The organism is Haloarcula pelagica (genome assembly GCF_030127105.1).
Taxonomy (GTDB): domain Archaea; phylum Halobacteriota; class Halobacteria; order Halobacteriales; family Haloarculaceae; genus Haloarcula; species Haloarcula pelagica.
This window is the reverse complement of record NZ_CP126161.1, coordinates 2,866,270-2,878,278: the sequence shown is the minus strand read 5'-3', so window position 1 is coordinate 2,878,278 and position 12,009 is coordinate 2,866,270. Positions and strand designations below refer to the sequence as shown.

13 protein-coding genes and 1 pseudogene are annotated in these 12,009 nt (G+C 67.7%); 7 read left to right on the top strand and 7 right to left on the bottom strand.

The window, feature by feature from the left end; all coding sequences use genetic code 11:
- Position 1: 1 nt before the first annotated feature.
- Both P1L40_RS15235 and cysS read right to left on the bottom strand, forming a co-directional pair.
- Complete coding sequence (locus P1L40_RS15235) at positions 2-499, bottom strand: hypothetical protein (protein ID WP_284008246.1); 498 nt, start codon at positions 497-499, stop codon at positions 2-4.
- Positions 500-582: 83 nt separating this feature from the next.
- Positions 583-2,061, bottom strand: a complete 1,479-nt coding sequence (gene cysS, locus P1L40_RS15230; RefSeq protein WP_284008243.1) for a cysteine--tRNA ligase — start codon at positions 2,059-2,061, stop codon at positions 583-585.
- Between the two features lie 90 nt (positions 2,062-2,151).
- On the opposite strand from cysS, the gene P1L40_RS15225 reads away from it, so the two are divergent.
- Positions 2,152-2,592, top strand: a complete 441-nt coding sequence (locus P1L40_RS15225; protein ID WP_284008242.1) for a type IV pilin domain-containing protein — start codon at positions 2,152-2,154, stop codon at positions 2,590-2,592.
- Here P1L40_RS15225 and P1L40_RS15220 read toward each other — a convergent pair.
- On the bottom strand, positions 2,589-3,059 hold the full coding sequence (locus P1L40_RS15220) for a DUF7523 family protein (protein WP_284008241.1): 471 nt from the start codon (positions 3,057-3,059) through the stop codon (positions 2,589-2,591). The two genes, P1L40_RS15225 and P1L40_RS15220, sit on opposite strands and share 4 nt — an antisense overlap.
- 85 nt (positions 3,060-3,144) lie before the next feature.
- Between P1L40_RS15220 and P1L40_RS15215 the strand changes: the two genes are divergently transcribed.
- Together P1L40_RS15215 and P1L40_RS15210 are read left to right on the top strand one after the other, a co-directional pair.
- Positions 3,145-4,026 (top strand): CbiX/SirB N-terminal domain-containing protein, encoded by an 882-nt coding sequence (locus tag P1L40_RS15215; protein WP_284008240.1) that lies wholly within the window; start codon positions 3,145-3,147, stop codon positions 4,024-4,026.
- A gap of 63 nt (positions 4,027-4,089) precedes the next feature.
- Positions 4,090-5,178 carry a DR2241 family protein gene (locus P1L40_RS15210; RefSeq protein ID WP_284008239.1) on the top strand — a complete coding sequence of 363 codons (1,089 nt, stop codon included), beginning with the start codon at positions 4,090-4,092 and terminating at the stop codon, positions 5,176-5,178.
- Here P1L40_RS15210 and P1L40_RS15205 read toward each other — a convergent pair whose 3' ends face one another.
- Together P1L40_RS15205 and P1L40_RS15200 are read right to left on the bottom strand one after the other, a co-directional pair.
- The gene (locus P1L40_RS15205) at positions 5,179-5,736 is read right to left on the bottom strand and encodes a DUF7524 family protein (protein WP_284008238.1); all 558 of its coding nucleotides are present in this window, start codon (positions 5,734-5,736) and stop codon (positions 5,179-5,181) included.
- Between the two features lie 33 nt (positions 5,737-5,769).
- Complete coding sequence (locus P1L40_RS15200; RefSeq protein WP_284008237.1) at positions 5,770-5,964, bottom strand: methytransferase partner Trm112; 195 nt, start codon at positions 5,962-5,964, stop codon at positions 5,770-5,772.
- Between the two features lie 86 nt (positions 5,965-6,050).
- Here P1L40_RS15200 and P1L40_RS15195 point away from each other — a divergent pair, with 86 nt between their 5' ends.
- A complete protein-coding gene (locus P1L40_RS15195; protein ID WP_284008236.1) occupies positions 6,051-6,410 on the top strand; it encodes a group I truncated hemoglobin in 360 nt (119 codons plus the stop codon).
- Between the two features lie 25 nt (positions 6,411-6,435).
- On the opposite strand, the pseudogene P1L40_RS15190 reads toward P1L40_RS15195, so the two are convergent.
- Positions 6,436-7,814 (bottom strand): annotated as a pseudogene (locus P1L40_RS15190) (adenylosuccinate synthase).
- A gap of 197 nt (positions 7,815-8,011) precedes the next feature.
- Here P1L40_RS15190 and P1L40_RS15185 point away from each other — a divergent pair.
- Entirely contained in the window at positions 8,012-8,317 is a 306-nt protein-coding gene (locus P1L40_RS15185; RefSeq protein WP_135304560.1) for a hypothetical protein, read from the top strand.
- Positions 8,318-8,345: 28 nt separating this feature from the next.
- Here P1L40_RS15185 and P1L40_RS15180 read toward each other — a convergent pair whose 3' ends face one another.
- Positions 8,346-11,087: a DUF7527 domain-containing protein gene (locus P1L40_RS15180; RefSeq protein WP_284008234.1), complete on the bottom strand. Its 2,742-nt coding sequence runs from the start codon at positions 11,085-11,087 to the stop codon at positions 8,346-8,348.
- 138 nt (positions 11,088-11,225) lie between these two features.
- Between P1L40_RS15180 and P1L40_RS15175 the strand changes: the two genes are divergently transcribed.
- The gene (locus tag P1L40_RS15175) at positions 11,226-11,621 is read left to right on the top strand and encodes a DUF7541 family protein (RefSeq protein ID WP_284008233.1); all 396 of its coding nucleotides are present in this window, start codon (positions 11,226-11,228) and stop codon (positions 11,619-11,621) included.
- A gap of 48 nt (positions 11,622-11,669) precedes the next feature.
- A complete protein-coding gene (locus tag P1L40_RS15170; RefSeq protein WP_284008232.1) occupies positions 11,670-11,915 on the top strand; it encodes a DUF6684 family protein in 246 nt (81 codons plus the stop codon).
- Positions 11,916-12,009: the final 94 nt, after the last annotated feature.

Here is a 12,009-nt window from a genome sequence, read left to right as displayed (position 1 = left end):
GTCAGCGGAGGAGGTCGGCGACGACGTTGATGAGGAACCACTTCACGGCGTTGACCGGGCCGACCCCGTCGATGCTGATGTCACCGTCGGCGACGGCCGTCTGGAACGCCGTCGCCGGCGTCTCCGAATCGAGGATGTCGGTCATCGTCTCCCGGTCGGTCGACAGTTTCAGCGTCGCGTCGCTCCTGTGTTCGGGGCGCTGGTCCTGGATCCGTAACTCGTCGTCGAGCCGGAAGGAGGCGGTCGCCTGTGACCCGTCACCGTCGGTCACCACCATGTTCACGCGCTCGCCACGCAGTTGCCCGGCCAGCGGGCCGTAGTCCTCCGGATCGACCGCGTCGTTGTAGGCGGGCACCATCGCGTCGAACTCGTCGTAGAGGTCACCGGCCCACTCGGCCTGGCCGGACTGTGCGACCGTCGTCCCAGTGCCGCCGGCGACGACGAGTAGTCCAGCGAAGACGAGCGCCGCGATCCGGGTGGTCGTCGGTAATCCGATCATACCGCTGTATTCGACGGATGAGGATATAAAGCGCTACTGTCACAGGGGGGCGCCACGACAAGAGGTGACACGCCACACCCGGCTCACAGCCGGTAGGTCGGTCCGTCGTCGGTGTCCTGAACCTCCACGCCCAGCGCTTCGAGTTCGTCCCGCAGGTCGTCGGCGCGCTCGTAGTTGCCGGCGTCCCGTTCCTGCTCGCGGACATCCAGGACGAGTTCCACGAGGTCCTCGGCGAGCGTGACATCGCTGTCCTGCGCGGCTCCGAAGCCGAGTCCAAGCACGTCACCACCGAAGGTCTCGAAGGCGGCGACGGCTTGCCGGAGCCCCCGGTAGTCGTAGGCGTCGTGTTCGTCGACGTGGGTGTGGACCGCGGCAGTCAGCTCCAGCAGGGCCGTGATCGCCTCCCGGGTGTTGAAGTCGTCGTTCATCGCCGCCGCGAACTCGTCGGTGGCCGCCTCGACGGCCGACCGGAGCGTCTCGTCGGTCGTTTTCGCGTAGGCGTCGACGCTGTCACAGGCCTCGACCGCCCGCTCGTACCCCCGTTCGAGTCGGTCCCAGCGTTCCCGGGCCTCCGCGATGGTGTCGTCGCTGTAGGTGGCTCGGGAGGTGTAGGCCGTCGACAGCAGGAACGTCCGGAGCACGTCGGGCCCGAACTCCGCAACGGCGTCGCTGACGGTGAAGTAGTTCCCCAGCGAGGACGACATCTTCTCGTCGTCGGTCTCCAGCAGGCGGACGTGGAGCCAGTAGTTGGCGAACCGCTCGCCGGTCGCGGCCTCGCTCTGTGCGACCTCGTTCTCGTGGTGGGGGAAGACGAGGTCCTGGCCCCCGACGTGGATGTCGATGGTCTCGTCGAGGTGGGTCATCGACATCGCCGAACACTCGATGTGCCAGCCGGGACGGCCCTCTCCCCAGGGAGAGTCCCAGGTCTGTGCGGTCTGACAGGCCTCCTCTGCCGGCGCCGCGTCGGGATGTTGGTGGTCGGCGATGTCGTCGGGGTCGACGCCGTCGGCCTTCCAGAGCGCGAAGTCGGCCGGATGGCGCTTCTCGGACGCCGCGTCGGTCCCCTGTGACTCGATGTCCTCGACGGTCTGGTTCGAGAGGGCGCCGTACGCCTCGAAACTGGTCACGTCGAAGTACACCGACCCGTCGGCTTCGTAGGCGTAGCCGCCCTCGACGAGGCGTTCGACCAGGTCGACGATCTCCGGGATGTGCTCGGAGACGCGGGGGTAGACATCCGCGCGGTCGAGGTTCAGCGACCGCATGTCCCGGATCACCTGCTGGACGTAGTGGCGTGCGACGGCGGCCTCGCTGTCGCCGTCCTCGCCGACCCGGGCGACGATCTTCTCGTTGACATCGGTGAAGTTCTCGACGTGGCGGACATCGTAGCCCAGGTGGGCCAGCCAGCGACACATCACGTCGACGTGGACCCACCCGCGGGCGTGGCCCAGGTGGGGCGGGTCCGAAGTCGTCAGACCACAGTAGTAGAGCAAGACAGAGTCCGGGTCGGACGGCTCGAAGCGTTCTTTCTCGCCGGTCAGCGTGTTCGTCACGCGGAGCGTCATTACCCGTGTCCACTCTGTCCGCTCGTTTCAACCCGTCGGAACGACTCGGTAGCCACAACCGATATGTAGGCTATCGCCGAACGTCCGGCCGTGAATCGTGGGGGAACCGGGCGAGCGTCCTCGGCCGTGCTTGGGAGCCTTTTGCTCGTCACGGTCGTGGTCGTCTTCGCGGCCGGGCTCTCGGTGTTCGTCTTCGACATCGGCGAGACCGTCGGCGGCAGCGAGCCGGCGGCGTCGGTGACTATCACGGCGGCGGCCGACGCCAGCGCGGGCGCGGACTGTCACCCGACGATGGAGACGACGCTGCTCCGGATCCATCACGAAGCCGGTACCGCGATCCCGACCGACGAACTCCGGGTGGTCGGTGCGACACCGACCGGGGGGACGCTCCCGCTGGCCGACCGGTGTACGAGCCTCGGGAGCCGACTGGGGGCGGGAGAGTCGTTCACCGTCGCGGCGCTGGACGGTGACTCGGTCAGGCTCCAGTGGCGGCGGGCCGAGACGAACGTCACGCTAGCAGCGTGGCCCTAGCCGACGACCGCTTCGACGATCCTGAGTGCGTCCGGGCCGTCCCGTCGCTCGACCGCCACGAGCAACGACGTGTCGTCGGCGGCCGCCACCTCGACGGCGATATCGGCGGCCCTGAGTCGGCCGAGCGCGTCGCCCAGCACCCACGGGGACACCGCGCCGGTCGCGACGATGCCGGTGAGCGATCCCTCGCCCGGAGCGAGCGAGCGGTCCCCGACCGTGACCAGCGGGTCCGCCCCGTCGGCCGGCCCCAGTCCGCTCCGCATCGAGACGCGGGCGTCGCCGGCCGGCGGGTCGTAGTCGTCCAGTTCCTCGGCGAACCGACGGAGCGCCGTCGCGACGGCCTCCGTGTCGCCGTCGACATCGAGCGTGCGCGCGGCGGCCGTGTAGTTGACCACGCCAGCCCGGAGCGCGTCGTAGAGGAACGGGCGCGTCCGGACCGCCTCGCGGGTCTGGGCTGCGAGTGACATACCTGTCCCGCTGTCCCGAGCCACCAAAAGCGTGTCTCGCCGCCGTGGCGAAGCCCCTAAGACCGGTTCGTCCCAACGCCGTGGTATGAAGCCAGCGCTCGTCATCGCGGCTCACGGGTCGCATCTCAACGCCGAGTCGAGCACCCCGACGTTCACCCACGCCGACACCATCCGCGCGACCGGCGCGTTCAGCGAGGTCCGGGAGTCGTTCTGGAAGGAGGAACCGGCCTTCCGCGAGGGACTGCGGACCGTCGACGCCGACGAGGTGTATCTGGTCCCGCTGTTCGTCTCGGAGGGCTACTTCACCGAGCAGGTGATCCCCCGGGAGTTCCGCCTGGACGGGTGGGACCCCGAACTGTGGGACTCAGACGGGACCAGTGCGACCCACGCGACGCTGACGGCCACCGACACTGACCAGACGGTCCACTACTGTGGCCCGGTCGGGACGCACGACTCGATGAGCGACGTGATCGTCCAGCGCGCCAAGTCCGTCACCGGCGACGCCGACGTGGGCGAGGACTTTGGCCTCGCGGTCGTGGGCCACGGCACCGAGCGCAACGAGAACTCCGCGAAGGCCATCGAGTACCACGCCGACCGCATCCGCGAGATGGGTCGCTTCGACGAGGTCCAGGCGCTGTTCATGGACGAGGACCCCGAGGTCGACGACGTGACCGACTTCTTCGAGGTCGAGGACATCGTCGTGGTCCCGCTGTTTATCGCCGACGGCTACCACACCCAGGAGGACATCCCCGAGGACATGGGCCTCTGTGAGGACTACCGCGACGGCTACGACGTACCGACCGCCGTGGACGGCCACGACATCTGGTACGCCGGCGCCGTCGGCACCGAACCGCTGATGGCCGACGTGGTGCTGGAGCGGGCCGCCGACGCCGGCGCGGACGTGTCGGGCGCGATCGATCAGGTCCGCGACCGGACCCGCGGCGTGGACCCCGCCACCGGGGACTGAACCCGTCGACCGCCGGCGGGCGGGAACGGGCGGCTTTTTGCGGTCGACTCCCTACCCGCTGGCATGGACGACACCCGCGTCGCGGCGTTCGCCGACGCCGCCGCCGACGGCGTCGACTTCGACGGCATCGAGGCGCAGGTCGAGGGAGACAGCTACACGCTCTCGACGGCCGACGGGACCACCGCCGAGGGGGCGGTCGCGGACCTCGCGGACGTGGACGCCGCCGTCGAACGCTACGTGACGAACTGGTACTTCTGGCACGCGACGGCGCCGCAGGCCGAACCGCGGTGGGCCTTCCTCCGGTGGCTCGAAGGCGCCGACGAACTGTCGGTCCCCGAGCGGTACGACCGCCTGGACGACGGGGTGACGACCACTTGGGGGGAACTCGCGATCACCGCCGAACTGAGCGCGGACGGCGAGCGAGTGTACGACCTCCGCCACGAGTCCGACACCGGTGTCGACCCCGCCGACCTGGACCGCTCCGACGATCCGGTCGCCGCCCGCGACCTGGCGAAACACGACGACCGCGACCGGTATCGGCCGCTCAAGACGGCGCCGACGCTCCGGTCTGGGTGGGTGTTCCCGGCACTGGACGCCGGCGAACTCGTCGAGGCTGTCCACAGTTTCTACCCGGCGACCGTCCAGAACTGGCACCGCGAGCGGACGGGGGAACTGGACGTGACCCACTGGCACGAGACGACCCAGCGCCAGACCGGGATCTACGGTGTCGTCAAGACCTGGGACCGCGGCGAGGGGTACGAACACGTCAACTGGGTGGCCGAGGCCTGCTGTGACGACTCGCAGTGTCTCAAGCGCCGCGAGTGGGAGTACGACGAGGAGACCGACCTCGATGTCGACGGCGGCGACGGCGAGTTCCCCTGCCGAGAACCCTGTTCGGTCGTCATCACGGCCGCGCGCCAGTGGACGAAGATGGAGTCCGAGCAGTCCCGGACCTACGAGTTCGAGTTGACGCCGAGCGAGAAAGAACAGGTCGAGGAGATCGTCGACGCCGTCGCCGAGGGGCGGGTCGACGACATCCGCGAGGCCGACATCTACGACGGCGCGAACCGCTACCGCGCCCGGTTCCTCCGTGCGAAACTGTTCGACGACGACGGCGACCTCGACGGAGTCCCGACCGAGAGCGAGGAGTGATCAGGCAGCCAGCAGGCTGTACAGCGCGACCGACACGCCGACGACGACGACCGCGGCACCGAGGAGGACAGCGGTGGTCTGGAACAGCGCGACGGCGCCGAGAGCGGTGAGCAACGCGAGTGTCGCCAGGACCATCACCGGAAGCGTGCCCACCGCGTCCGGAAGCCCTCTCGACTGGGGTTCCGGCCTCGGCGAGGGCGTCGAGAGGTCCTCACCGACCTGGACCGTCTCCTCCGTCTCGCGGGGTTCGACCAGGGAGATATCGACGAGCCGGGTCTGGGCGCCGTAGCCGCTGACGACTTTGAGGTTGCCACGCACCGTCCCGTCGCCGGTCACCTCGACGCGAACGAGGCGGTCGGCCTCGCGCTCGACGTAGTGGTTCGTCGCGGCCAGGGAGGCCACCGACGAGAGGTCGCTATCGAGGTGGAGGTGGACGTGGGTGGGTTCGCCGTGGTTGATCAGTCGGATGTCGAACCCCCCTGTCGATTCGTACGCCGTCGGGACCTCCAGCCCGTGGATCTCCTCGCGGTTGATGTGGATCGGCAGCGGGTCGGGCACAGTTACGACTGCGCGCGGACGGAAGAAAAAGGTTCAGGCCGGTGCTTCGTCGCGCATATCCGGCGGCAGCAGGTTCGGGATACCATCCTCGATCGGGAAGCGTTCGCCACACTCGGTACAGACCAGCGTCCCGCTCAGGATCTCCTCGCCGTCGCGCTCGTCGACATCGAGTTCGAGGTCGTGCTTGTCGAGGGGACAGCAGATGATCTCCATCAGGTCCTCTTTCATGACTCCGAGTCGGTCCGGCGGCCCCAAAAGCGTGCCGCTACCCCGACGACCCCGGGCTTTTTGTCGCCGGCGCGGTCCCACAGGGTATGAGCGAGACGTGCTACGAGCGGCTGGGTGGTGCCGAGGGGGTCGACGCCGTCGTCGAGGACTTCTACGACCGGGTGCTCGACGACGAGTCGCTCGTCGGGTACTTCGAGGACACGGACATGGCCGACCTCCGCGAGCACCAGCGGGAGTTCATCACGATGGTGACCGGTGGGCCGACCGAGTACGACGGCGCGGACATGCGGACCGCACACGCCCACCTCGACCTCGACGGGGCGGATTTCGCGGCCGTGGCCGGCCACCTCGACGACGCGCTGGCGGCGGCGGGCGTCGCCGACGACGACAGGGAAGCGGTGCTGTCGGCGGTCGCTGATCTCGAAGACGACGTGTTGAACCGCTAACGACGTACCGAACCGCCAGCGGCCGTCAGAAGGGACGTTCGCGGACGATCGTCTCGCCGCGGCCCGGACCGACGCCGATGGCGTACACCGGCGTGTCGAGTTCGCTCTCGACGTACTCGACGTAGGTCTTGGCGTTCTCGGGCAGTGCGTCGTAGCCGTCCTCGGCGACGCTCGCCCAGTCGACCTCGGGCCAGCCCTCGAAGGTTCGGACGTTCGCCTCACACTCGCCCCACTGTTCGGTGGTCGCAGGCATGGAGAGGGTCTCCTCGCCGTCGAGCGTGTAAGAGTGCCCGACCTTCACCTCGTCCAGGCCGGCCAGCACGTCCAGGTGGTTGATCGCGAGTCCGGTGAAGCCAGACACCTGCTCGGCGTGGCGGAGCATCGGCATGTCGAGCCAGCCGACACGACGCGGCCGCCCGGTGACAGTCCCGTACTCGCCGCCCTCCTCGCGGATGTACTCCGCCAGATCGGCGTCCGGCCCGGGATCGTCCGGGTCGTATCCGGGGGGTGTGTCCCTCGACGCCGCCGAGTTCGGTCGGCAGCGGGCCGGTACCGACGCGCGAGAGGTAGGCTTTGACGATGCCGACGACCTCACCGTCGCCGACGACCGTCGGGCCGAGCCCCGGTGCCGGTACAGGCACCGCCCGCGGTCGGGTTCGAAGAGGTGACGTAGGGGTAGATCCCGTGGTCGATGTCGATAGAGGTCCCCTGTGCACCTTCAAGCATGACGTTCTGTCCGTCGGCCATCGCTCCCGAGAGGAACTGGCCGGCGTTGACCGTCATGTCGCCCGCGTCGAGGCGGTGGCCGAACTCGCGGAACTCCTCGTAGAGCGCGTCCACGTCGAACGCTTCGGGGTCGTCGAGGTCCTCGACGGCGATCCCGTAGACATCCTCCAAGAGCGCGCGCTTCTGGGGGACGACGTATTCGAGTCGCTCGCGCAGGACCGCTCCGTCGAGCAGGTCACCGACGCGAACGCCCCGGCGGCCGGCTTTGTCCTCGTAGGTCGGGCCGATCCCGCGGCCGGTCGTGGCGGCTTCGAGGTCCGTCTCGCTTTTGACATCCTCCTCGATCCCGTCGAGGACGCGGTGGTAGGGGAGGATGACGTGCGCCCGTTCTGCCACGCGGACATCGGGGTCGAGGCCGCGTTCCTGTAGCGTGTCGATCTCGTCGAACAGCGTTCGCGGATTGACGACACACCCGTTGCCGAGCACGCCGACCTTGCCGCGGATGGCTCCACTCGGCACGAGCGAGAGCTTGTACTCCTCGCCCTCGTGGACGACGGTGTGGCCGGCGTTGTCGCCGCCCTGATAGCGCGCGACGACATCCGCGTCGTCGCCGTACAGGTCGACGATGCCGCCCTTTCCCTCGTCGCCGAGTTGCGAGCCGACGATGGTTACGGTCATCGCTCGGACGTTTTAGCCTCCGTGATAAACCGATTACGGTCCCTACCGGTCCGAGCGGACGGGCACTGGAATGGTGTCGTCTGCCATGTGAACCGTTACGACGCTTTTAAGAACGTCCCGCGTGAACCACAAAACCCGGCAAAGCGGGCCGTCCGAGGGTAACTTTTAAATCCTGCTACCACAAGTTAACAATTGCCATGATAGACAGGCTTGAGAAGGAAGTCGACATGCTGGAACGCCACCTGCAGGTGCTCCGCATGGTCATCGAGAACGAGCCTATCGGGATCGTGAAGATGTCCAACGAGACCGGTTACCCCCACCACAAGGTCCGGTACTCGCTGCGGGTCCTCGAAGAGGAGAACCTCATCGAACCCTCCAGTCAGGGCGCGATCACGACCGAACAGACCGGTGAGTTCGTCGACGACCTGGACGAGAAGATCGACGAGATCATCGAGAAGCTCGAAGGAATGAAAATCGAAGACGCGGCCGAGATCGAAGGGTAGTCGCGGTCCGACTCGTTCTACACGGCTCTCAGAGTTCCGGGACGGCCATGTTGAACTCGCCTTCCCGCGCTTCGAGCAGACAGAGGTGGTAGCCGTCCGACCGGGAGAGGTTGACGAAACTCGCGCGCTTGTTCCGGCTGAACAGCCCGCTCGCCGTCGCTTCTTCGGCCGTTTCGAGCGCCGCGGGATCGAAGAAGCTCTCGGTCACGAGAAACGCCGCCGCCAGCGAGGAACTGGTGGTGCCGAGGCGCTCGGTCGTCGTGAGCAACTCGGTCATCTGCTCTTGGGTCGCGGGCTCCTTGCGGTCGTTGATGTTCGCGACGATGAGCGGGTTGCCCATCCGGTCGCGCACGACCACGTCGTATCGCTCCTGTTCGCGGTGTTCGTCGCCGTCCTCGACGTACGTGAGCGACACCTGGCCGTTGAGTTCGACGCGATCGATCTCCGGGAGCGCGTCGTACAGCACCTCCATCTCTGTGCTGTGGCCGGTGTCCCGGATCTCGTAGAGCAGTTTCGTGACGAGCCAGCTGACGAACCGGTACGGGAGACAGCCGGTGAGAAAGTCGTGGAACGGCTGGCCGTCGACGGTCGCCGACTCCGCCTCGAACTGGGTGTGGTACTGGATCCGGAGGTTGGCGTCGACCTCCGTCGGCTCTGCGCTACCGTCACGGGCGTCGGCGAGGGTCGGGTCGCTCTTCGAGTTGTACCGCACGAAGAGGTTCGTCCCGGCGAGTGCCTCCTCCGGGCGGAGCTGTTGGCTCGGGTCGGCCCCGGTCACCTGCTCGGGAAGCTGGTCCCGGAGCGACGACACCCGGTCTTCGAGCCTGGCGATCTCCTCGTTCGCCTCGCGGAGCTGTGTCTCCAGCCGATCCCGTTCGTCCCTGAGTTCCTCGCGTTCCGCCCTGAGATCGTCGTTTTCTCCCCGCAGCTCTCGGTTTGTCGCTTCCAGATCGGCGAGTTCCGTCGATAGCCGCTCGACTTCTGTCGTTCGGTCCTCGAGTTCCTCGCGCAGTTCCGCGACCCGCTCGTCGGTTCGCTCCGCCGGTTCCGAGGCGCGGTTCGGGGCCGACTCCGTGGCCGATTCTGCAGTCTCGGTCCGGTCCGGCGAGTCCACAGCACGGGTTCGGTCGCTGTCGTCTTCCCCTGTCCGCGTCGGCGCCGACCGTTGCTGTGAGGACTGTTCGTGCCGCTCCGGTCGTGTCGACTCCGTACTGGCCGGTTCCGTCTCGGTCTGGGTCCCCGAGTGTCCGGTCGTCTCGGCGCGGCCGTCGCTGGCTCCGGAGTCGGAACCGCCGGAGGCCGCCCCTGACAGCTGCGTGGATCGCTCCGGGTCGAGCGACGGGATCGAACGGGTCTCGAAGTCGGGCATCGCCGCGCTGGCGTCGGACTCCGTCTCGGTCGACTCCGCTGCTGTCTGGTCCGCTCCGAGCGAGACGGGGTCGGGTTCGTCGGCCTGTGACGACTCCGACGCCGGGGAGTGTGTCTCGTCGGCCCGGTGCTGTCGGTCGGGGACGGGGTCGTCGGGTTCGTCTCCGGTATCGGCGGGTTCGCCGTCGGTCGGGTCAGGCGACGAGTTCGACGACGCTACGTCCTCTGTCCGGGCGGTCTCCTCGTCGCTACCAGCCTGCTCGTCGGCCGTCTCCCGGGTGTCCTGTTCCGTGTCCGCCCGTTCCGGCCCAGAACCGCTCGACGCCGTGTCTCGGCCGCCGACGCTTTTCGATCCCGGTGGACCGCCCACGGCAGTGGTGTCACGCTGCTCCGTGGTGGACGACTCCTCGCCGGAACGGGACGGGTCGTCCGTCCCCGGTGTTCGCTCCTCGCTGCTGGACCGAGCCCACTCCTCTGGGGATTGGTCCGACGTGGCCTGTGAGCGCTCCGGCGACTCCGTGTCGGCGGTCGGGGACGACGTTCGACTCGTCGTCGGTTCCTGTCTAGCCTGCTCGGTCGGCGCGTCAGTCGCAGTATCGGTCGGCGCATCAGTCGCAGTATCGGTCGGCGCGTCAGTCGCTGTACCGCCCGGCGCGTCAGTCGCTGTACCGCCCGGCGCGTCAGTCGCTGTACCGCCCGGCGCGTCAGTCGCTGTACCGCCCGGCGCGTCAGTCGCTGTACCGCCCGGCGCGTCGTCTGCCTCGTCACCGCCAGTGTCGCTCGGCGTCCGCCGGTCCTCTGCGTCCCGCGTGGTGTCGCCACCCGGTGTGGGTCCCCCGGCCGGACTGGACTCGCTCGCCGCCGAACCGGGAATCTCGATCGGCTCGATGTCGGCGGGATACACCTCGTAGATCCCGACCTCGTCGTCGGCCTGTTCGAACGCCTCGTCGTCGGTGACCAGCCGCTCGGCCGCTCCGACCCGGGCGACGCTCATCGACCGGCCCTGGTGATAGACGACGTAGTAGTCCCCCGAGAGGACGTTCTCCGAGAGTTCGACGTAGCCGGTGAAGTTCCCGTCCGACAGCGTCGCGTCGACATCGGAGATGGAGGTGTCCTCCGTGTAGTACTGACCCTGTGGCTCTTGATCCTGTGCCTGCATCACGACGAGCAGCGGGAGCGCCTCGTGCGGGGCAGTGCGAGCCGTCCCGTCGGCGTCCTCGAACTGCTCGATGTCGCCCCCGAGAATCCCGACGACCGTCCCGTTCAGCATGAACAGGCGGGCCGGCCCGGCGACGACGGCGCCGGAGAACTCCCGGTCGGCGAGTGTCCGGAGCCCCGCGTATCCCCCGCCGAACGAAACCGGCTCCCACTCGTCGACCTGGTCGACCGTACGGCTACTCATTACCCCTACCAAGCCACATTACCGACAAATAGTTTGTGCCCCGTCGGGCCCTCCCGGTGTGGCGACCGACCCGCCGTCTGTGTGTCGTCCACACGCGCGGTCCGATGCACATATGTCCGGTGAACCGTAACTCGGGGTATGGACGAGGAACCAGGGTTGAGTGACCAGTATCCGACCGCGAGCCCGTGGCCGCTGTTCGTCGCGCTCGGGCTGGCGCTCTCGGAGGTCGGTGTGTTCGTCGGCCTGTTCCCGGTCGCCGTCTTCGGCCTCATCCTCTTTGGCGGGAGCGTCGCGGGCATCCTCACCGAATCGGGCTACGTCGAGCGACCGTGGCCGACGCTCGTGGGCGTCGGAGTCGGGCTGGCGGCTATCGCAGCCGCCATCGCCGTGTTCCAGTTGCCGGCGGCGGAACTCGTCGTCTCGAACATCGGCAAGGGCCCGCTTTTCACGCGACTCGTCGCCGTCGTCATCGCCGGGATCGTGATGGCCGCGATGGGCGGGGTCGGCTCGGTCGTGGAACAGAGCGCCGTCTGAACGAAACCAACAGTCTATTTACCGGGCTTTGCTAACTCTCATCCAGATATGGCACTGTTCGGCTTCGAAAAGGACACGTTACTCGACCTCACGGTCAACGTCATCCCGCTTGGGATCCTCGCGTTTTTCATCGTCGCCTTCGCGGTGGTACCGGCGTTCGGGACCGACCCGGTGTTCTCCGGGCTCCAGTTCGCGCTGATGATCTCGATGTTCTTCCTGCTGGCGGTGCTTACCTACTACGCCGGGAAGGCGGTCGAGGGCGCGGAGCAAGCCGAGGAAGAAGCGGACGCGTAAGCCACCCTTATCCGCTCGCGTTCGGGACGAAAATTCGGAGAGCGATCGGTGTCCCGGCGCCGTCCTGTCCCCGACATATTCGGGTGTCGTTTGA